20 protein-coding genes, 1 tRNA gene and 1 riboswitch are annotated in these 20749 nt (G+C 63.3%); of the genes, 14 read left to right on the forward strand and 7 right to left on the reverse strand.

The genetic code is table 11. The features are described 5' to 3' along the window. Positions 1 to 15 precede the first annotated feature (15 nt). Complete coding sequence (ppk2, locus tag CO664_RS01750) at positions 16 to 918, reverse strand: polyphosphate kinase 2 (RefSeq protein ID WP_037420512.1); 903 nt, start codon at positions 916 to 918, stop codon at positions 16 to 18. Between the two features lie 333 nt (positions 919 to 1251). Here ppk2 and phoR point away from each other — a divergent pair, with 333 nt between their 5' ends. From phoR to phoB, 7 genes are all read left to right on the forward strand, one after another. Next, positions 1252 to 2514 carry a phosphate regulon sensor histidine kinase PhoR gene (phoR, locus tag CO664_RS01755; RefSeq protein ID WP_176536474.1) on the forward strand — a complete coding sequence of 421 codons (1263 nt, stop codon included), beginning with the start codon at positions 1252 to 1254 and terminating at the stop codon, positions 2512 to 2514. Positions 2515 to 2705: 191 nt separating this feature from the next. Then, positions 2706 to 3740, forward strand: coding sequence for a substrate-binding domain-containing protein (locus tag CO664_RS01760; RefSeq protein ID WP_037420506.1), 1035 nt, complete (start codon positions 2706 to 2708; stop codon positions 3738 to 3740). Between the two features lie 87 nt (positions 3741 to 3827). Beyond that, a complete protein-coding gene (gene pstC, locus CO664_RS01765; protein WP_097537785.1) occupies positions 3828 to 5312 on the forward strand; it encodes a phosphate ABC transporter permease subunit PstC in 1485 nt (494 codons plus the stop codon). After that, positions 5309 to 6631, forward strand: coding sequence for a phosphate ABC transporter permease PstA (gene pstA, locus CO664_RS01770; protein ID WP_097537786.1), 1323 nt, complete (start codon positions 5309 to 5311; stop codon positions 6629 to 6631). Before pstC ends, pstA begins: the two co-directional genes overlap by 4 nt. 13 nt (positions 6632 to 6644) lie before the next feature. Then, on the forward strand, positions 6645 to 7460 hold the full coding sequence (gene pstB / locus CO664_RS01775; RefSeq protein WP_097537787.1) for a phosphate ABC transporter ATP-binding protein PstB: 816 nt from the start codon (positions 6645 to 6647) through the stop codon (positions 7458 to 7460). A 46-nt stretch (positions 7461 to 7506) separates the two neighbouring features. Next, positions 7507 to 8220 (forward strand): phosphate signaling complex protein PhoU, encoded by a 714-nt coding sequence (gene phoU, locus CO664_RS01780; protein ID WP_097537788.1) that lies wholly within the window; start codon positions 7507 to 7509, stop codon positions 8218 to 8220. Positions 8221 to 8265: 45 nt separating this feature from the next. Then, complete coding sequence (gene phoB, locus CO664_RS01785) at positions 8266 to 8949, forward strand: phosphate regulon transcriptional regulator PhoB (protein ID WP_037420492.1); 684 nt, start codon at positions 8266 to 8268, stop codon at positions 8947 to 8949. 84 nt (positions 8950 to 9033) lie between these two features. On the opposite strand, the gene CO664_RS01790 is transcribed toward phoB, so the two are convergent. Then, positions 9034 to 9552 (reverse strand): GcrA family cell cycle regulator, encoded by a 519-nt coding sequence (locus CO664_RS01790; protein WP_037378329.1) that lies wholly within the window; start codon positions 9550 to 9552, stop codon positions 9034 to 9036. A gap of 414 nt (positions 9553 to 9966) precedes the next feature. On the opposite strand from CO664_RS01790, the gene CO664_RS01795 reads away from it, so the two are divergent. The 3 genes from CO664_RS01795 (at position 9967) to CO664_RS01805 (ending at position 13533) form a co-directional block, all read left to right on the forward strand. Then, entirely contained in the window at positions 9967 to 11166 is a 1200-nt protein-coding gene (locus tag CO664_RS01795; protein WP_097538559.1) for an aspartate aminotransferase family protein, read from the forward strand. Positions 11167 to 11215: 49 nt separating this feature from the next. Beyond that, the gene (gene argF, locus CO664_RS01800) at positions 11216 to 12133 is read left to right on the forward strand and encodes an ornithine carbamoyltransferase (protein ID WP_097525601.1); all 918 of its coding nucleotides are present in this window, start codon (positions 11216 to 11218) and stop codon (positions 12131 to 12133) included. Between the two features lie 404 nt (positions 12134 to 12537). Then, complete coding sequence (locus tag CO664_RS01805) at positions 12538 to 13533, forward strand: Hsp33 family molecular chaperone (RefSeq protein ID WP_097537789.1); 996 nt, start codon at positions 12538 to 12540, stop codon at positions 13531 to 13533. Between the two features lie 114 nt (positions 13534 to 13647). On the opposite strand, the gene apaG is transcribed toward CO664_RS01805, so the two are convergent. After that, the gene (gene apaG / locus CO664_RS01810; RefSeq protein ID WP_012706741.1) at positions 13648 to 14040 is read right to left on the reverse strand and encodes a Co2+/Mg2+ efflux protein ApaG; all 393 of its coding nucleotides are present in this window, start codon (positions 14038 to 14040) and stop codon (positions 13648 to 13650) included. A gap of 111 nt (positions 14041 to 14151) precedes the next feature. Between apaG and CO664_RS01815 the strand changes: the two genes are divergently transcribed. Then, the gene (locus CO664_RS01815) at positions 14152 to 14766 is read left to right on the forward strand and encodes a CDP-alcohol phosphatidyltransferase family protein (protein ID WP_037420482.1); all 615 of its coding nucleotides are present in this window, start codon (positions 14152 to 14154) and stop codon (positions 14764 to 14766) included. A gap of 52 nt (positions 14767 to 14818) precedes the next feature. Here the strand turns inward: CO664_RS01815 and CO664_RS01820 are convergent, their stop codons facing one another. After that, positions 14819 to 16003, reverse strand: a complete 1185-nt coding sequence (locus tag CO664_RS01820; RefSeq protein ID WP_037420479.1) for an O-succinylhomoserine sulfhydrylase — start codon at positions 16001 to 16003, stop codon at positions 14819 to 14821. Positions 16004 to 16045: 42 nt separating this feature from the next. Further along, positions 16046 to 16124, reverse strand: a riboswitch (SAM riboswitch). Between the two features lie 75 nt (positions 16125 to 16199). On the opposite strand from CO664_RS01820, the gene CO664_RS01825 reads away from it, so the two are divergent. From CO664_RS01825 to CO664_RS01835, 3 genes are all read left to right on the forward strand, one after another. Then, entirely contained in the window at positions 16200 to 17297 is a 1098-nt protein-coding gene (locus CO664_RS01825; protein ID WP_037420476.1) for a 2'-deoxycytidine 5'-triphosphate deaminase, read from the forward strand. Between the two features lie 94 nt (positions 17298 to 17391). Continuing rightward, positions 17392 to 17466 (forward strand) — tRNA-Gly (locus tag CO664_RS01830). A gap of 124 nt (positions 17467 to 17590) precedes the next feature. Beyond that, complete coding sequence (locus tag CO664_RS01835; RefSeq protein WP_097525603.1) at positions 17591 to 18442, forward strand: transporter substrate-binding domain-containing protein; 852 nt, start codon at positions 17591 to 17593, stop codon at positions 18440 to 18442. Positions 18443 to 18491: 49 nt separating this feature from the next. Here CO664_RS01835 and CO664_RS01840 read toward each other — a convergent pair whose 3' ends face one another. The 3 genes from CO664_RS01840 to CO664_RS01850 all read right to left on the reverse strand — a co-directional run bounded on the left by CO664_RS01840 (position 18492) and on the right by CO664_RS01850 (position 20741). Then, a complete protein-coding gene (locus CO664_RS01840; RefSeq protein WP_037420473.1) occupies positions 18492 to 19304 on the reverse strand; it encodes a sterol desaturase family protein in 813 nt (270 codons plus the stop codon). Positions 19305 to 19466: 162 nt separating this feature from the next. Then, positions 19467 to 19877, reverse strand: coding sequence for a tellurite resistance TerB family protein (locus CO664_RS01845; RefSeq protein WP_097525604.1), 411 nt, complete (start codon positions 19875 to 19877; stop codon positions 19467 to 19469). Next, positions 19878 to 20741, reverse strand: a complete 864-nt coding sequence (locus CO664_RS01850) for a thermonuclease family protein (protein WP_097525605.1) — start codon at positions 20739 to 20741, stop codon at positions 19878 to 19880. It abuts the gene before it with no gap. Between the last annotated feature and the right edge of the window lie 8 nt (positions 20742 to 20749).

The following is a 20749-nucleotide window of genomic DNA, read 5'->3' on the forward strand; positions in this document are numbered from 1 at the left end:
GGCCTTGCGCCCGGCTCACCTGAGGAAGCCCGGGCCGGCGCCGACGATCTTCTCGTCCACCTTGCCGATCGCAGCCTTGTCCTTGCCGTCATAGTCGAGCTTCGTCAGCATATGGCGGACCAGGTTGATCCTGGCGCGGCGCTTGTCATTGCCGCGGATGACGGTCCAGGGCGCATGGTCCGTATGCGTTTCCTTCAGCATCCGGTCGCGCTTCCTGGTGTAGTCGTCCCATTTCGGCAGCGCGGCTATGTCCATCGGCGACAGCTTCCAGACCTTCAGCGGGTCGTGCCGCCTGTCGTGGAACCGCTTCAGCTGCATCTCGCGGCCGATATTGAGCCAGAACTTGAAGAGCTGGATGCCCTCGTTGACGATCATCTTCTCGAAACGTGGTGCCTCCTTGAGGAAATGCTCGTACTGCTCGGGCGTGCAGAAGCCCATAACCGGCTCCACGCCGGCCCGGTTGTACCAGGACCGGTCGAAGAGAACGAATTCGCCGACCGTCGGGAAGGTCGAGACGTAGCGCTGGAAATACCATTGACCCCGTTCCGTTTCGGTGGGCTTGGTGAGCGCCACGACGCGTGCGGAACGAGGGTTCATGTAGGCCATGGTCGCATGGATGGCGCCGCCCTTGCCGGCCGCATCGCGCCCCTCGAAAACGGCCATGACGCGCTTGCCGGTCGCCTGCATCCAGAACTGCACCTTGACGAGCTCGATCTGCAGCCTGGTCAGCGTTTCTTCGTATTCCTCCTCGTCGAGCTTCTTCTCGTAAGGATAGTCGTCGGAGGAAAAGGCTTCGTCGTCGATCCATTTCGGCAATTCCGGATTGTCGATGTCGAAGACCCGTGTCTTGCCGCCGATCTCGAGCTCGACCGCCCGGCTTCCGGGTGCCCCCGCATTCGGGATCTGTTCGAGAGCCATGTGATTTCCTCCCGCTGATGTGAAATCCACTACCGCGCCGTGCATCTGTTCAGTCGCGCAGGCGTCGCTGCAGGCACTTTGCTCGCTGCCTGCCCTTTATCCTCAAATTGACTGAGATTTGAGGAGGCATGCAATGGAGGAGGCCACAATTGCATTGCAGATTCAAGCATGTCGTGAAAATCATGTCATGAAGCGCCGCTATCTCTGAGCTTGTGGCGAAGCGGGCGGCTGGAAAGCTTGCGTCGATTTCCAGCCAGGGCCGCGCCACCTTGGCGGGTCACCACCACGTTCTTAACACGTGGCTGCAATTCCTCATGGGTCGGGAGGCGGCAATTGGACAGCGAGGGTATCGTCTTGGATGGCGCGAAGGTGTTCTGGCAGGGCCTCAAGCCGAAGCTGAAGGCAGAGCGCTGGATTCTTGGCCTCTCGATCCTGCTTGCCATTCTTGCGGCCCTCGCCGGTATCCATGTGCTGGCGGTGCTTGCCTTCTGGCTCGTTCTCGTAGCAGCGCTCCTCAAACGAAGTGTCCCTTCGTCAGAGCCGGTGCCGGAGGCGGCCCCGAGGGTGGTCGACACGCGCACCGACGCGCTGATCCCCGTGCTGAATGCGCTCGATATGCCCGTTCTCGTTATCGCCACGGACGAGACCGTCCTTTTCCAGAATGCAGCCGCCGAGAAGGCTTTCGGCGCGATTCCCCCGGAAAGCTATCTTTCGGCGCGGGTGCGTTCCCCCGGAATACTCGACATGGTGCGCGAGACCATCGCCACGGGAAAGGTCAATCAGATCGAACATGCGGAACGCCTGCCTTCGGATGCAGTCTATGTCGTCCGCGTCGCCCCGGCGGATATCGGCGGCGAGCTTTCCGGCGGGCGGATCTTCCTGCTGACCTATCGCGATATTTCCCAGACCCGCCGCATCGACCGGATGCGATCCGACTTCGTGGCCAATGCCAGCCACGAGCTGCGTACCCCACTCGCTTCCCTCCGGGGCTTCATCGAGACGCTGTCGGGGCCAGCAAAGAACGACACGAAGGCGCAGGAGAAATTCTTCGGCATCATGCATGAGCAGGTGACCCGCATGAGCCGCCTCGTCGACGATCTATTGTCTTTGTCACGGCTTGAGTTGAAATCGCACATCGCTCCCGAAGACCCGGTCGATCTGGTGCCGCTGCTCGGACATGTGCGCGACAGCCTTCAGCCGCTGGCAAGCGATCTCGACGTGACGATCTCGCTCGAGGTGCCCGAGGGCCCGGTCGTCGTCCGGGGCGATCGCGACGAACTGATCGAGGTCTTCGAGAATCTCGTCGAAAACGCCTGCAAATACGGCCAGGAAGGCAAGAAGGTCGAGGTGCGCCTGACCGGCGGCGAGGGTTGTCAGGCAGAGGTCTCGGTCACCGACCATGGGCCGGGGATTCCGGCCGAGCATGTGCCGCGAATTACCGAACGTTTTTATCGGGTTAACGTGGAGGCGAGCCGGTCCAAGAAAGGGACTGGCCTTGGCCTCGCGATCGTCAAGCACATCCTGACCCGCCACCGGGCGCGCCTGCTCATCCATTCGGAGGTCGGCAAGCGCACGATCTTCACGGTGCGCTTCTGACACAAAAAGCGTGCGTCGGCTGCGACGAGCATGGATACCCAAGTATCTTCAATGACTTAGCCTGTCATAAATGTTTCACCCAATTGACATAAAACCTGTAGCCATCGGCGGCTAACTAGGGCAGCCGATTAAACGGCGAGAGAGCGCTGATCGCTAGCGCACCAACACGAGCCCATTCCGGGAGAACATCAATGAACATCCTTAAACTCAGTGTAGCGGCGCTGGTTGCATCCGCCGCATTCGCGGGCGCTGCTGTCGCTCGCGACCAGATCCAGGTCGCGGGCTCCTCGACCGTTCTTCCCTACGCAAAGATCGTCGCCGAAAGCTTCGGCGAGGCATTCCCGGACTTCAAGACCCCGGTCGTCGAATCCGGCGGCTCTTCCGCCGGCCTGAAGGAATTCTGCAAGGGCGTCGGCGAAGACACGATCGACATCGCCAATTCCTCGCGCAAGATCAAGGACAGCGAGATCGAGGCCTGCAAGGCAGCCGGCGTGACCGAGATCCAGGAAGTCAAGATCGGTTACGACGGCATCGTCTTCGCGACGGACGCCGGCAATGCCGATATCGCACTGAAGCCGGAGCACCTCTACAAGGCGCTCGCCGCTGAAGTCGTCGTCGACGGCAAGCTCGCTGCCAACCCCTACAAGAAGTGGTCGGAAGTCGACGCTTCGCTGCCGGATGCCGAAATCGCCGCCTACATCCCGGGTCAGAAGCATGGTACGCGCGAAGTCTTCGAAGAGAAGATCCTCGCTGCGGGCTGCAAGGCCTCCGGCGCTCAGGACGTCATCAAGGCTGCCGTCAGCGATGAAAAGCAGCAGCACAGCAAGTGCGTTGCCGTGCGCAAGGACGGCCTCGCCGTCGACATCGACGGCGACTACACCGAGACGCTCGCCCGGATCGCTTCCAACAAGAGCGGCATCGGCGTCTTCGGCCTGTCGTTCTACGAAAACAACGCCGACAAGCTGAAAGTCGCGACCGTCAACGGCATCGTACCGTCGACCGAAACGATCGCCTCCGGCGAGTACCCGGTTTCCCGTCCGCTGTTCTTCTACGTCAAGAAGGCGCATCTCGGCGTCATTCCGGGTCTCAAGGAATATGTCGAGTTCTTCGTCGACGACCAGATGATCGGCCCCGACAGCCCGCTTGCCGAATACGGCCTGGTTGCTGCTCCGGATGCCGAGCGCGAAGAAATCCGCAAGACCTTCGAAGCTGGCAATCTGCTCTGATCAAGACCGGTCCCGGTGCAGCTTTCCGCTGCGCCGGGACCTTGCATAGTTGGATTTTTTTGGCGGCCCTGCCGTGGAGACGTGCCGATGAGCACCTCGCTTCTTCTCCTGATCATCGCTTTAGTTGGATTTGTTGCCTATTTTGCCGGCCGCGCCCGTTCGCTTGCCGAGTCCGGCAACAAGCTTGCCACCTTGCATTCACTGCCGGGCTACCATGGCAGCTATGTCGCCATCTGGGCAGTGCTGCCCGCGGTCCTGGTGCTTGCCGCATGGCTGATCGCCTCGCCGCTTCATGTCGATTCCGCCGTTCGCTCGGCGCTCCCTGATACGGTCCAAAGTCAGGGCAACGCGGCAGTGCAGCTCGCGCTCGGCCAGGTGAAGGCGGTCGCCACGGGGCTTAAACGCCTCGACACCGCGGAAATCGAGGCAGTCAAGACCGGTTCGGCCAATCTGCGCGAAACGCTCGCCGCCAAGGGCGTGGCGCTTGCCGGTGAAGGCGAGCCGTACATGGTCGAGGCGGCTGAGCAGTTCAATACGATGCGCGGTTACAGCCGCTGGCTGATGAGCGCCGTCGTGCTGCTCGTCGCCATCGCCGGCGGCCTCTATGCAATCCGCAACGTTACCACCCGCTTTCGCGCCCGCAATCAGGTCGAGCGCGTCATGCTCGGCTCGCTCGTCGTCGCTTCGTCGATCGCGATCCTGACGACGATCGGCATCATCGGCTCGATGTTGTCGGAAGCCGGTCGCTTCTTCAGCATGGTTTCGCCGATGGAGTTCTTCTTCGGCACGGTCTGGGATCCCCGCTTCGCCGCGGCAGGCAGCGAGGGCGCCTCCGGCCAGTTCGGCCTGCTGCCGCTTCTCGGCGGTACGCTCTATATCGCTTTTGTCGCCATGCTGTTTGCTGTACCGGTCGGCCTGTTCGCCGCCATCTACATGGCCGAGTATGCCAGTCCGCGGCTGCGGTCTATTGCGAAGCCGCTGCTGGAGGTGCTGGCGGGCATCCCGACGATCGTCTACGGCTTCTTCGCGCTCGTCACAGTCGGCCCGTTCCTGCGCGACATCTCGACGCAGCTGAACGGCCTCATCACCGGCAACTACCAGAATTTCATTCAGGCGCAGAGCGTGCTGACCGCTGGCATCGTCATGGGCATCATGCTCATTCCGTTCGTCTCGTCGCTGTCGGACGACATCATCACGCAGGTGCCGCGGGCGCTGCGCGACGGCTCGCTCGGGCTCGGCGCGACGCGCTCGGAGACGGTGAAGAAGGTCATTCTTCCCGCCGCACTGCCCGGCATCGTCGGAGCGCTGCTGCTGACCGCCTCGCGCGCGGTCGGCGAGACGATGATCGTCGTGCTTGCTGCCGGCGTCGCCGCGCGCATGCAGCTCGACCCGTTCGAACCGATGACGACGGTGACGGTCAAGATCGTCCACCAGCTGACCGGCGACCTGGAGTTCACTTCGCCGCAGACTCTGGTCGCCTTCGCGCTCGGCATCACACTCTTCGTCATCACGCTCTGCCTCAACATCTATGCGCTCTACATCGTGCGCAAATATCGGGAACAGTACGAATGACCGACGTTGCTTCTCCCACGGTAAGGGTCTCGACCCGTCCCGCCGAAAGCCGCCGCGACATCGGCATAAAACGCCGCTACGCCGCGGAGCGCCGGTTCCGTGCCTATGGCATCAGCGCCATCGTTATCGGCCTGTTCTTCCTGGCGGTCCTTGTCTGGAGTGTTGTCTCGAAAGGCTACACGGCCTTCCAGCAGACGACGATCACGCTGCCGATCGAGTTTTCCGAAAAGGTGATCGACCCGAAGAACGAGCGCGCGACCGATCCGAAGCAACTGATGACCGCCAATTATCCGGTGCTCGTCCGCGACGCCCTGGTCAAGCAGCTCGGCATCGACCCGAAGAAGCGGCCGCTTGTGAAACAGGCGAACGACATGGTCTCCGACAGCGTCCGCACGCAGCTGCGTGACATTGTCGTTGCCGACCCTTCGGTGATCGGCAAGACGATCCCGGTGACGCTGCTCGCCGACGCGAACATCGATTCGGCCTTCAAGGGCCAGATCGACCTCACGGTCGACGAATCGAAGCGCAAGGTCAAGGACCAGCAGGTCGCCTGGATGAACCAGCTGGCCGAGGCCGGCGTGCTGAAGAAGAGCTTCAACACCGGCATCTTCACGTTCGGCGCATCGAGCCGCCCGGAAGCGGCCGGCGTCGGCGTGGCGCTGGTCGGGTCTGCCTATATGATGCTGATCGTCCTCGTCCTGTCGCTGCCGATCGGCGTCGCCGCCTCGCTCTATCTCGAGGAATTCGCGCCGAAGAACCGGCTGACCGACCTGATCGAGGTCAACATCAACAATCTCGCCGCCGTGCCGTCGATCGTCTACGGCCTTCTCGGTCTCGCCGTCTTCGTGAATTTCGCCGGCATGCCGCGCTCGGCGGCCCTCGTCGGTGGATTCGTGCTGACCCTGATGACGCTACCGACGATCATCATCGCGACGCGCGCCGCGCTGAAGGCCGTGCCTCCGTCGATCCGCTCCGCCGCGCTCGGCCTCGGCGCCTCGAAGATGCAGACGATCTTCCACCATGTGCTGCCGCTTGCCATGCCCGGCATCCTGACCGGCACGATCATCGGCCTGGCGCACGCCCTCGGCGAGACGGCGCCGCTGCTCCTGATCGGCATGGTCGCCTTCGTCGTCGACTATCCGGGCTCGCCGCTCGAACCGTCCACGGCGCTCCCCGTGCAGATCTACATGTGGGCGAACGAGGCTGAGCGCGCCTTCGTCGAGCGTACCTCGGGGGCGATCATCATCCTGCTGATCTTCCTCGTCATCATGAACCTCGGCGCAATTCTGTTGCGGCGTCGCTTTGAGCGTCGCTGGTAGTGGGGTAAGGACTATGAACATCATGTCGGAAGCTGCAGTCGAAAAGGCTCTGGACCAGAAAATGAACACGGTGCCCTTGAAGATGATCGGCAAGGATGTGTCGGTCTATTACGGCGAGAAGCGCGCGCTCTTCGACGTCAACCTGAATATCCGCGAGAGTACCGTGACGGCGCTCATCGGCCCTTCCGGATGCGGCAAGTCGACCTTCCTGCGGACGCTCAACCGCATGAACGACACGATCGAGAATTGCCGGGTCACCGGCCGGATCACCCTCGACGAGGACGACATCTACGATCCGTCGATCGACGTGGTGGAACTGCGCGCCCGCGTCGGCATGGTCTTCCAGAAGCCCAATCCGTTCCCAAAGTCGATCTATGAGAATGTTTCCTACGGGCCGCGCATCCACGGCCTCGCCCGCACGAAGGCCGATTTCGATGAGATCGTCGAAACGAGCCTGCAGAAGGCGGGCCTGTGGAATGAGGTGAAGGACCGCCTGCAGGAGCCGGGGACGGGTCTTTCCGGCGGCCAGCAACAGCGCCTCTGCATCGCCCGCGCCGTTGCCGTCAGCCCGGAAGTGATTCTCATGGACGAGCCCTGCTCGGCCCTCGACCCGATCGCCACGGCCAAGGTCGAAGAGCTCATTCACGAGCTGCGCGCCAATTTCACCATCGTCATCGTGACCCACTCGATGCAGCAGGCGGCCCGCGTCTCGCAGCGCACCGCCATGTTCCACCTCGGCAATCTCGTCGAGGAGAACGACACCGACAAGATGTTCACCAATCCGGACGACCAGCGCACCCAGGATTACATCATGGGCCGCTTCGGCTGATCGCCCGAAAACCCACCGCGAAGAGTGCGCCCTCGAGGAACCGTAGATGTCTCACCCCCACATAACGACAGCCTTCGACGAAGAGCTTAAATATCTGACGCGCCGGATCTCGGAGATGGGCGGCCAGGCCGAGCAGATGGTGGCGGATTCCGTCCGGGCTCTGGTGCATTCCGATCTGGCGCTCGCCCAGAAGGTCATTTCCGACGATGCAATCTTGGACGACGCCGAGCGCCAGATCGGCGAAAAGGCGATCGTCACCATCGCCAAGCGACAGCCGATGGCCGCGGATCTCCGCGAGATCATGGGGTCGATCCGGATCGCCGCCGATCTCGAGCGCGTCGGCGACCTCGGCAAGAACACTGCCAAGCGCGTCATCGCGGTTGCCGGCTCCGGCATTCCGCGCAAGCTGGCGCGCGGTCTCGAGCACCTCGCCGAACTCGCCCTGATCCAGCTCAAGGAGGTCCTCGACGTTTACGCCTCGCGTTCGCCGGAGAAGGCAAACAGCATCCGCGAACGCGACGAGGAGATCGACGCGATTTACACCTCGTTGTTCCGCGAGCTGTTGACCTACATGATGGAGGATCCGCGCAACATCACCCCCTGCACGCATCTCCTTTTCTGCGCCAAGAACATCGAGCGTATCGGCGACCACGCCACCAATATCGCCGAAACCATCTACTACATGGCGACGGGCGCCCAGCCGCAGGGCGAGCGGCCGAAGGACGACATGACGTCAACGCTCGGATCCGTCACCGACTGAGGGGACACCCGCCAATCATGAATCTAGGCAAGGAGTCGTAGCTGAATGTTGCCGAAGATAGCCGTTGTCGAGGACGAGGAAGCGCTCAGCGTGCTGCTGCGCTACAATCTCGAGGCTGAGGGCTTCGAGGTCGATACGATCTTTCGCGGCGACGAAGCGGAGATCCGCCTGCAGGAGCGCTTGCCCGACCTTCTCATCCTCGACTGGATGCTGCCCGGCGTCTCCGGCATCGAGCTTTGCCGCCGTCTCCGACAGCGCCCGGAGACCGAGCGGCTGCCGATCATCATGCTGACGGCGCGCGGCGAGGAAAGCGAGCGGGTGCGAGGCCTTGCGACCGGTGCCGACGACTACGTCGTCAAGCCGTTCTCGACGCCGGAGCTGATGGCGCGGGTCAAGGCGATGCTCCGGCGGGCGAAGCCTGAAGTGCTGTCGACGGTGCTTCGCTGCGGCGACATAGAGCTCGACCGCGAAACCCATCGCGTGCATCGTCGCACCCGCGAAGTGAGGCTCGGCCCGACGGAGTTCCGGCTCCTGGAGTTCCTGATGGCCTCGCCAGGCCGCGTCTTCTCCCGCTCGCAGCTGCTCGACGGCGTCTGGGGGCACGACATCTATGTCGACGAGCGAACGGTCGACGTCCATGTCGGTCGGCTGCGCAAGGCTCTGAATTTCTCCAATATGCCCGATGTGATCAGGACGGTGCGCGGCGCCGGCTATTCGTTGGAAAGCTGACGCTTGCGCTGCTCTTCCGGCGTTCCAAAGTGATAAGGGGCCCGACGGGCCCCTTCATGCGTTATTTGTTATTGCTCCGACCGATCAGCGCGCGCGGCGCCGCTCGGCCGAGGGCTGGTAGGCGAGGCGAGCGTGGTAGCTGCAATAGGGGGAGGATTCCGGCGAGTCGTTGCCGCAGAAGTGGAATTCTTCCTTGAGCGGGTCGCCGATCGGCCATTTGCAGGTCCGCTCGGTCAGCTGGGTGAGTTCCAGCCGGCGCGACATCGGCACGACAATGTTGGTGTCGAGTGCGAGATCCTGCTCCGCCACCAGATCGACGGCGACCTCTTCCTTGAGCACGGCCGTGCCGGCAGCGCGGGTAACCGTCCGGGTCACGGCGCGTGCCGCGTAGTTCGGGGCGCGGGGCGCCGAGGTCGTCCGCTTGGGACGAGCCGCCGCTGTCGCTCCGCCGGCCTTGGCGCGGCCTGGCAGGCTCAACCGATGAACCTTGCCGATCACCGCGTTACGGCTGACGCCTCCCAGCTGCGCCGCGATCTGGCTCGCGCTTAGGCCCTCGGACCATAGCTTCTTCAGCTTCTCAACCCGCTCGTCCGTCCAGTTCATGTCTGCACTCCCCGTTCTCGGCGTTGGGATGGCAGAATCCATCACCGTTCTCCGGAAAAGCCCCGGAGTTACAACGCGATAACTATTTTGGTGACTAGGTCCGCCGCATGCGTCTAGTAATTGAATATTAACCTACCGGCCGGGTGACTCCGTGGCAAGAGTCGCCGGAATCGCGCCGAATCGATTTCGCAGTTTTCCCCAACTTGCTGTCGGATAGTTGCATTTTTGCAAGCCCCGCATCGGGATTTTTTCGCGGTGCGGAATCCGGGCCGGCGCGTCTGTTGCAAGCCTTGGTTTTGTTGACATTGCGCCGCGATATGGGAATAGTGCCTGCGCCGCCGAAAGGCGGCATTTTTGATTTTTGTCGGGCCGATACGTCCGACAGCGATGCCGATGACGAAGGAGATGCTGATCATGGCCGCAACAACGCCGCTCTACGACACCTATCTGCGTGCGCCGTTGCGTTTCGAGCGAGGCGAGGGCGTCTGGCTGATTGCCGAAGACGGCACCCGCTATCTCGACTTTGCAGCCGGCGTCGCGGTCAATTCGCTCGGCCATGCCCATCCTCATCTCGTCGAAGCGCTGAAAGCGCAGGCGGAGAAGCTCTGGCATGTGTCCAATCTCTACGATGTTCCCGGCCAGGTGAGCCTGGCGCAGCGGCTGACGGCGGTCACCTTCGCCGATCGAGTGTTCTTCACCAATTCCGGTGCGGAAGCGCTCGAATGTGCGATCAAGACGGCGCGCCGCTACCATTTCGCCAAGGGCCATCCGGAGCGGTTCCACATCATCACCTTCGAAGGCGCCTTCCACGGCCGCACCATCGCGACGATTGCCGCCGGCGGCCAGCAGAAATACATCGAAGGGTTCGGGCCGAAGGCTCCGGGCTTCTATCAGGTGCCGTTCGGCGACATCGCCGCCGTCAAGACCGCGATCAACGACGAGACCGCTGCAATCCTGGTCGAGCCGATCCAGGGCGAGGGCGGCATTCGCCTCGCTTCGAAAGAATTCATGCAGGAACTGCGCGCGCTCTGCGACGAGTTCGGGCTGCTGTTGATCCTCGACGAGGTCCAGTGCGGCGTCGGCCGCACCGGCAAGCTCTTCGCGCATGAATGGTCGGGCATCAAGCCGGACATCATGGCCGTCGCCAAGGGCATCGGCGGCGGCTTCCCTCTCGGCGCCTGCCTGGCAACGGAAGCGGCGGCGGCCGGCATGGTGGCCGGCACCCACGGCTCCACCTACGGCGGCAATCCGCTGGCGATGGCGGTCGGCAATGCGGTGCTCGATGTCGTCCTGGCCGATGGTTTCCTGGAGAATGTCCGCGACGTGGGATTGGTGTTCCGCCAGGGGCTTGCCTCGCTCAAGGATCGCTTCCCCGACGTGATCGAGGAGATCCGCGGCGACGGCCTGATGCTCGGCATCAAGGCAAAGGTGCCTTCCGCCGACTTCCTGAAGGCGATCCGCGCCGAGAAGCTGCTTGCCGTGCCGGCCGGTGAGAACGTGCTGCGGCTGTTGCCGCCGTTGATCACCACGCCCGCCGAAGCGCGCGAGGGGCTTGCACGACTCGAGCGTGCCGCCGAGGCGGTGCGCGCCAAGAGCGGAACGGCCGCGGCCTGAGGTCGCGACGGACGGTCGATTACCGGTTTACGACAGGAACTACAGCATTATGACTGCCACCAGACATTTTCTCGATCTCTCGGCAATGACCGCGACCGACCTGCGCACGATCATCGACGATGCCCGCGCACGAAAGACGGCGACCAAGGCCGGAACCGCCGAGAAACCGCTTGCCGGCAAGATGCTGGCGATGATCTTCGAAAAGCCGTCGACCCGCACCCGCGTTTCCTTCGATGTCGGCATGCGGCAGCTCGGCGGCGAGACGCTGTTCCTGTCGGGGACCGAAATGCAGCTCGGCCGCGCCGAGGCGATCGGCGACACGGCCAAGGTGCTGTCGCGCTATGTCGACGCCATCATGATCCGCACGACCGATCATCGCCGGCTTCTGGAATTGGCCGAGCACGCCACCGTTCCGGTCATCAACGGGCTGACCGACGACACGCATCCCTGCCAGATCATGGCGGACATCATGACCTTCGAGGAGCATCGCGGGCCGGTCAAGGGAAAGACGATTGCCTGGGCGGGTGACGGCAACAACGTGCTTCACTCGTTGATCGAAGGCTCGGCGCGCTTCGGCTACCGGATGAACATGGCCGTGCCGCTCGGCTCCGAGCCGCAGGACAAGTTCCTGAACTGGGCGCGTAACAATGGCGGCGAAATCCTGCTCTGCCATGAGGCGGAGCAGGCGGTTGCCGGCGCGCACTGCGTCGTCACCGACACCTGGGTGTCAATGAACCAGGAGCATCGCGCCCGCGGGCACAACGTCTTTCAGCCCTATCAGGTGAACGCGGCGCTGATGAAGCACGCGGCCCCGGAGGCCTTGTTCATGCATTGCCTGCCGGCGCATCGCGGCGAGGAAGTCACCGACGAGGTCATCGACGGCCCGCAGTCGGTCGTCTTCGACGAGGCCGAGAACCGGCTGCACGCGCAGAAGTCGATCCTCGCCTGGTGCATGGGTGCCGTCTGACGGGACCGTTCGAGGGCCAGGCCGGGCTATTGAAATCGGAGAGCGGTGACACGATCTAGGCGATGTGCGGGAGAGTTCGGCCGCTGCGCCGTTTCTCGCCACAGCGCGTTTCAGCGGATCCGCCGCATACGGGGCGCTTCCGGAGCCGCGCTTGCCTGCTGGACAAATCGGTCCATGCCGGGATCAAATAGGATAAGCGGCAGTTAGAGACGGAGTGCGTCGATCGGCGCTCTCGATGTCACGAGCAATGCACGGTGTCATGCGACCGTTGCGCCTCTCGATCGAGACGCAGCGGTGCAACGAACGGCAGGGTGTGCGCGGCTGCGCTTGCATCCGCAGGATGGAAGTTCGATTACGGCGACGGCGGGTTGCTCGGCCGCTGTGATCCATGCAAGGAGCAAACGATGACAGAGACAGCACGGGGACTTGGCGAGTTCGATTTTGCCGGTGACGACCACGTCGTTCCCTTCCAGGTCGAGGGCCTCGACGTGCGTGGCCGAGCCGTGCAGCTCGGCCCGATGCTCGACGCTATCCTCGAGCGGCACAGCTACCCGCTGCCGGTGGCGCGGCTGGTTGCCGAAACCGTCGTGCTGACGGTCCTGCTCGGTACCTCGCTCAAGTTCGACGGCAGGCTGATCGTCCAGACCCAGGGCGATGGGCCGGTCGATCTCGTCGTTGCCGATTTCTCCACCCCGGATCGGGTCCGCGCCTATGCGCGCTACGACGAGGAAGCGCTTTCCGCCGCCGAGAAGGGCGGCCGCTCGCAGCCGCACGAACTGCTCGGCAACGGCATCCTTGCCTTCACCATCGACCAGGGCGCCCATACCCAGCGCTACCAGGGCATTGTCGCGCTTGACGGCGCGACGCTCGAAGAGATCGCTGCGGTCTATTTCCGCCAATCGGAACAGATACCGACCAAGGTTCGCCTCGCCGTCGCCGAACTGCTCGACCGGGACGAAAACGGCAAGCCGCGGCATCGCTGGCGCGCCGGCGGCATGGTGGCGCAGTTCCTGCCCGAGGCGTCCGAGCGCATGCGCCAGCCGGATCTGCCTGGCGGCGATGGCGATGACGGCGACGCCAGCCTGCTCTTCGAGGAAGACGATCTCTGGGCGGAAGCCAAGGTGATGGTGGATACGATCGATTCCGACGAGCTGACCGATCCTACCGTCGGCACCGAGCGTCTGCTATATCGTCTGTTCCACGAACGGGGCGTGCGCGTCTACCAGCCGCAGGCCGTCTACGATCGCTGCAGCTGCTCGCGTGACAAGATACGCGAGGTCCTGGAGGGACTGAGCGAGGAGGATATCGAGCACAGCATCGAGGACGGCGAGATCAAGGTCACCTGCGAGTTCTGCTCCACCGACTATCGCTTCGAGGCGAGCGAGGTGCGATCTCAATAAAGGCGGGCGGCTAATGCATGTCGCCCAAAAGTGTGCAGCGGTTTTGGGATAACGACATGCACAAAAACAAAGACCTAAGGCGCGCCGCGTGAATACGTTTGAACGCGACGGGCTTTAGTTCAGCGTCCGCACCAGTCCGGGAGAATCGAGCGAGAAGGCGGGGATGGCGACATTGAAGGTCTCTCCGTCTTCGGCCTCCATGCTGTAGTGGCCGAACATGACGCCGGAGGGGGTGTCGAGCGGGCAGCCGGAGGAATATTCGTAGGTGTCGCCGGGATTGAGCAGCGGCTGCTCGCCGATGACGCCTGGACCGCTGACCTCGTCCACCTGGCCGTTCTCGTCGGTGATGTGCCAGTAGCGGGTCATCAGCCGAACCGCGATTTCGGAATGGTTCGAGATGACGATGCGGTAGCCCCAGACATAGCGGCTATCATCCGGATCCGATTGTTCTTCGAGATAGTACGGCTCCACCGTGACCTCTATGTCGCGTGTCAGCGCACGGTACATGTTCGACATCCTGTTTCAAAACTGCTCGAGTATCATACAGCGATAAGGTTTCGTGAAGAATAACGGCAGGATTATACGGGTCCTTACGATTTTCACGCAAGGCAGGGGAATATGCTCGACGGCGCGGCGCGCAGGCATCTCGATCCTATCCTGAACCGGCTCGGCGCCGCCCTCGCCAAGCGGGGCTTGGGCGCCGATGCGGTCACGGTCGCCGGCCTTTGTCTTGGACTTGCCGCGGCCGTCCTGATTGCCTTGCATTACTACGTGGCGGGTGCGGCTCTCATTCTCCTGAGCCGGCTTTGCGACGGCCTCGACGGGGCAGTGGCGCGCGCGAGCCGCAAGACCGATTTCGGCGGTTTTCTCGACATCGTTCTCGACTTCGCCTTCTATGGCGCGATCCCGCTGGCCTTCATCGCCGCCGATCCGGCGGCCAACGGGTTTGCCGGGGGGCTCTTGCTCTTCGCTTTCTATGTCAACGGCTCGAGCTTCCTCGCCTTCGCCGCGATCGCCGAGAAGCGCGCACTGTCGACCGAGATCCGTGGTGCGAAGTCGATCTACTTCACCACCGGGCTTGCGGAGGCGACCGAGACGATCGTCTTCTTCGTGGCCGTCTGCCTGTTTCCGCACCGGTTCCCTGTGCTGGCGGCGATATTCGCCGTCCTATGCCTCTACACTGCCCTGTCGCGCATCGTTCTCGCGCGTCTCACCTTTCGTGACGGGTCATGAAAAAGCCGCCCGGCGCGGGCCGGGCGGCTGAGGTCACCTGAAATTGGACGGTTCAGGCGCGGATCGACTTCAGTCCCTTGGCGAAATCCTCGACAAGGTCGTCGCTGTCTTCGATCCCGGCCGAGAACCGTACGGTTCCGGCCGAGATGCCGAGTTCGGTACGGGCCTCGTCGGTGAGGTTCTTGTGCGTCGTCGTCGCCGGATGTGTAATCAGGCTCTTGGAATCGCCGAGATTGTTGGAAATCCGAACGATCTCAAGGGCGTTCTGCAGCGCGAAGGCCGCATCCTTGCCGCCCTTCAGCTCGAAGGCGACCAGCGTCGAGCCGCCGGTCATCTGCTTGGCGATGATGTCGGCCTGCGGATGGTCCTTGCGGCCCGGATAGATGACGCGCGCCACCTGGGGCTGCTCAGCGAGGAAGTCGGCGATGCGGCGGGCGTTTTCCGTCTGCTGCCTGACGCGCAGCGGCAGCGTTTCGATGCCCTTGAGCAACGTCCAGGCGTTGAAGGGCGACATGGCAGGGCCGGTGTGGCGGAAATAGTCGTGCAGGTTCTCGTCGATCCATTCCTTGTCGGCAAGCACGACGCCGCCGAGGCAGCGGCCCTGGCCATCGATATGCTTGGTGGCGGAATAGACGACGACATGGGCGCCCAGCTCCAGCGGCTTCTGGAAGAGCGGCGTCGCGAAGACATTGTCGACCACGAGCTTGGCGCCCACCTGGTCGGCGAGCCTGGCGACGCCGGCGATGTCGATCACCTCCAGCGTCGGGTTGGTCGGGCTCTCGAGGAAGAAGACCTTGGTGTTCGGCCGCACCGCCTTTTCCCAGTTGGCAAGCTCGCGGCCGTCGACCAGCGTGCATTCGACGCCGTATTTCGGAGCGAGCGTTTCGACCACCCAGCGGCAGGAGCCGAAGAGGGCGCGGGCGGCGACGATGTGGTCTCCCGCCTTGACCTGGCAGAGGATCGCCGCCGAAACCGCCGCCATACCGGAGGCCGTGGCGCGCGCATCCTCGGCGCCTTCGAGCATGCACATGCGCTTCTCAAACATGTCGTTGGTCGGGCTTCCGTAGCGGGCATAGATGAAGCCGTCGGTCTCGCCCTTGAAGCGGGCTTCCGCCGCTTCCGAGCTTTCGTAGACGAAGCCCTGTGTCAGGAAGATCGCTTCCGAGGTCTCGCCGTGCTGCGAGCGGGTGGTCCCGCCGTGGACGAGTTGGGTTGCCGGGCGCCAGGTCTTGCTCATGCGACGATCACCTTCAGAACAAAAAAACCGGCCGCGAAACGACCGGTTTGACACCCGGCCTTTTTAGCTACTTGTTTAACGTGGCTGCAAGCCGACCGGCCAAATCACCACGGGATAAAGCTCCAATACTGCCTGGCCGCGCTTGCGTCAATTCCCGGAGTTTGGTTTTGTCTGGCAACTGAGAATGAGGATCGGAATGGGCCGCGACACAGGGATTCTGGCCGACCGCGCAATTGCCGCGCTGTTTGCCACGGGACGTCTGAAGAGCGAGAAGCCGCTGGATGATGACCAGATCCAGCCGGCGAGCCTCGATCTTCGGCTCGGATCCAAGGCGTTTCGCGTCCGGGCGAGCTTCATGCCGGGACCGGCGCATCTCGTCGCCGACAAGCTCGACCGCCTGAAGCTGCACGTCATCGATCTTCGCGAGGGCGCGGTGCTGGAAACCGGCTGCGTCTATATCGTGCCGCTGATGGAGAGCCTGACGCTGCCGGAGACCATGTCGGCGTCGGCCAATCCGAAGAGTTCGACCGGTCGCCTTGACATCTTCACGCGCGTCATCACCGATAGGGCGCAGGAGTTCGACAAGATCCCCGCCGGCTACAGCGGGCCGCTTTATCTCGAGATCAGTCCGCGGACCTTTCCGATCGTCGTTCGCCGCGGCTCGCGTCTCTCGCAGATCCGTTTCCGCGTCGGCCACTCCGTTCTTTCCGAGCAAGAACTGCTGGGCTTGCACGAAAGCGACGTGCTCGTCGCCAGCGAGCGGCCCAACATCACCGGCGGCGGCATTGCGCTGTCGATCGACCTCAAGGGCACCGGCCCGGACGGCCTGATCGGCTATCGCGGCAAGCATCACACGTCGGTGGTCGACGTCGACAAGAAGGCGGAGCACGCCGTTTTTGATTTCTGGGAGCCGCTCTATAGCCGCGGCCGCGACGACCTGATCCTCGATCCGGACGAGTTTTACATCCTCGTGTCGCGCGAGGCAGTTCATGTGCCGCCGCTCTACGCCGCCGAAATGACGCCCTTCGATCCGCTGGTCGGCGAGTTCCGCGTCCATTATGCCGGCTTCTTCGATCCGGGGTTCGGCCACGCCTCAGCCGGCGGCAGCGGCAGCCGCGCAGTACTCGAGGTCCGCAGCCACGAAGTGCCCTTCATCCTCGAACACGGGCAGATCGTCGGCCGGCTGATCTACGAGCACATGCTGGAGCGTCCGGAAGGTCTTTACGGCATCGATCTCGGCTCGAACTACCAGGCGCAGGGCCTGAAGCTTTCCAAGCATTTTCGCGCCGAGTGAGCCCAATAGCTGGATGATTCACTGCTCCAATAGAGCAGTGAATCATCTAGACGCTTGACAGATCGCGACCATTGGGGAAATTTCCGCTTCAGACGCGGGTGTAGTTCAGTGGTAGAACGCCAGCTTCCCAAGCTTGATGTCGTCGGTTCGATCCCGATCACCCGCTCCATTTTCCCTTCCTTCCGTATTCGCCCGACCGGCTTTAAGAATGCGCGGCCCTGCCGAGGGCCGGCCTATGGTCAGCGCTGCAGCATCCCGCTAAGTTCCGCTCAATGCTTGCGAATCGGATGGTAATGACGCGCGCTTCCTTTCACAAAACTATCGGGCTGCTGGCGGTCGCGGCGGTGCTCGTCGCATCCGCGGCGGGCGGCGCGCCGAAGGACCTGCCGCTGCTGTTCGATGCCCGCGAGCGCATCGCCAAGCCCGATCTGACCGGCCTGGCTCGGCTGCGCTTCCTCACCACGGTCGATTTCCCGCCTTTCAATTTTATCGATCAGTCGGGCAAGCTTTCGGGATTCCACGTCGATCTCGCCCGGGAAATCTGCCGCGAGCTGGAGATCGAACCGAAATGCCAGATCCAGGCGGTGACCTATCCCGAACTGATGCCGGCGCTAGAACAGGGCCAGGGCGAGGCGATCGTCGCCGGCATCGCCGTGACGCCGGAACTAAGGCGGCGTTTCGCCTTCTCCAGGGCCTTCTTGCAACTGCCGGCCCGTTTCGCCCTCAACAGGAAGGCTGCCGAGGGGGTTCAGAGACCGGACGACCTCGTCGGCAAGCCGGTCGGGGCCGTGGCCGGAACGACGCATGAAGCGATGCTGAAGGCCTTCTTCCCGAAGCTCGAGGCCAAAGCCTACCCCGACCGACAGGCCCTACTGAACGCCCTGCGGGAGGGCGCCGTGACGGCCGCCTTCTCCGATGCCATGCAGCTCTCCTTCTGGGTCTCCGGCAGCGTCGCCGCGGGATGCTGCGCCCTGATGGACGGCGCCTATTTTTCCGAGCGCTTTCTGGGCGAAGGGCTGACGATCATGAACCGCACGACCGAGCCCGCTTTGACGCAGGCGATCGACCATGCGCTCTTGGCGCTTTCGCGCAGCGGCAGGCTCGAAGAGATTTACCTGCGCTATTTTCCGAACGGCATCTACTGACGCCAGGCGGCCGGGCTCGGCTGGCAAGCAGGGCCTGCTCCCGTCTCGTTTACCCGCGCCGGAACGGCAGCATCAGCGACCAGACGAGCTTTGTCGGCTCGCTGCGTCCAAAGGCCCTTAAGCCGGTCTCGATCCCGTCGTCGCCGCTTGCCGGCTGTGCCACATAGGTCGAAAACAGTCGATCCCAAAGAGAGAGATTGAAGCCGTAGTTCGAATCCGTTTCCCGCTTTTCCACGGAGTGATGGATGCGGTGCATGTCGGGTGTGACAATCAGCAGCCGCAAGACCCCGTCAAATTTTGGCGGCAGTCGCAGGTTGGCGTGGTTGAACATCGCGGCGGCATTGAGGACGATTTCAAAGACCAGCACCGAGAGTGCCGGCGCCCCGAGAGCGATGATGACCGCGCTTTTCCAAGCCATCGAAAGCAGGATCTCCAGCGGGTGGAAGCGCAGCGCCGTCGTGACGTCCACCCCGGGGTCGGCGTGATGCACCCGGTGGATCAGCCATAAGATGGGCAGTTTGTGAAACACCACGTGTTCCAGCCAGACGGCAAAATCAAGTGCGACGAAGGCCAGGAGACCGGCAAGCGGCGCCGTCACGCCGAGTGCTGGGAGGAGGCCATAGCCGCGCAAGCCGGCCCAGATCGCGACGCCTGTCGCGGCGGCCGGAAAGACGATGCGCAGTAGCAGGGAGGAGAGCAGAAGAATCGACAGGTTGGTGGCCCAGCGACGCGCCTTGAGTGCCCGCAGCAGTTCCGGCCTTTCGAGCCGCGGATGCAGCAGTTCGAGTGCTGCTAGCGCGGCGAAGATTACCGCAAAGGCACCGAGCCGCCAGACCGGCTCAGCAATTCCAAGGAAAAGCATTTCACTCTTCACGCCGATCCTATGGCCGCTTGTTCACTTTGAATCGCCGCTTCCTTCCTAGAGGCGGCTTTTAAGGAAAGAGGCGACAGGACGACGGTATGACCATTGCCGAGAAAGGGCAAAGACACGTTGCCGTGAATGAAGCCTGCCGTTGCGAGCGGGTTACTTGCGAAAGCGGGCAAGCGCGCCGCGCTCAATCGCCGCGCAGGTGAGCTTGTCGAGGGCGAGACGGTCGCGCAACAGCTGCAACAGCCGGATTTCCTCGGTGCGGATGCGTTGATCAGCGGCGGCGATCTCGACGGCAAGAGCGTAGGCGGTTTCGTAGTGGCGCTGCGGCAGCGATTCGCGAACCATTTCGAGCGTCACGTCGAGGCCTTCAGGCGCGGCGAGCTGGGCCGCGCACTCGCGGCCGATATGGATCAGGCGGTCTTCCTCGAAACCGTCGAAGGCCGGCAGGAAACGCACCAGCCCGCCAATCCGTGCGAATTCGTCGTCGCTCATCCTCCTGTCGACAGCAGACATCATGACCATGACATAGACAAGGGCTTCGTGCTGACTGAGGCTCGCGGACATCTATTCTCCTGAAATTGATGGAGCCCAGTTAGGAGTTCCCGCAGGGGCTTGCAAGTCCCGCGCGGTCTCGCCGAGGTCCGCGGCGCCCGCGGGCTCGTCGATCACCAGCCGCCTCCGGCTCAGATCACGCGGGTCGCCGCCGTAGAAGCCGCGCTTGGCTTTGCGGGCGGCCTCCGCCTTTGCTTCGAGGGCGGTGCCCGGGATCGGTATCGCCCAGCCGTTCGTGACCAGCCACTCGGCGACGCTCATGTTGCCGACCCTGCAGTTTGCGGCGGCGGAGCCTTCGCGCTCCTCGTCGATCTCAGAGCAGACGAGCGCCCGTCCCCTCAAGAAATTGCGGAACGCCGTTCGCGCGACCATGCCGCAGGGCCATGTCTTGCCGCCCCCCTCGCAGATCCGATCGGCTTTTTCCGGCTCGATGTCGCTGATTTGCAGTGTCGTGTCGCCGGTCTGGACGAGGCCGGCGGCAAGGGCGACGGGCCGCTGCAGGACAAGCGGCGTTGCCTTCTTTTCGGGCGGCGCCGAAAGAGGCGGCCGCGGCGCAATCCGCTCGAGCGGTTTAGCAAGCCCCTCTTCCGGCATGGCAAAGAGATTTGGGTCGACGGGTCGCACCGGCGTCCTGGAGGTCTTGGCGGCCGCCTCCTGTTCGGCGGTCGGCGACGCCGCCGCGGCTGGCGGTTGCTCCGCCGGAACCGGCTCCGCGGCCGGGTCCTCGATCATGGCGGCGTCCGGCGTCTCGAGCACGAGATCGGGCGCGGCGGCGCTTTCACGACCGCGGATCGAGGCGGCCCCGCCGAGCAGGATTGCGGTATAGAGGGCGAGGGCGGCGAGCCCGCCGGCGATGGAGATGAATTGCGGCCGCATCTCGACGC

Origin of the sequence: Sinorhizobium sp. NG07B (assembly GCF_002532005.1) — a bacterium.
Taxonomy (GTDB): Bacteria; Pseudomonadota; Alphaproteobacteria; order Rhizobiales; family Rhizobiaceae; genus Sinorhizobium; species Sinorhizobium fredii_C.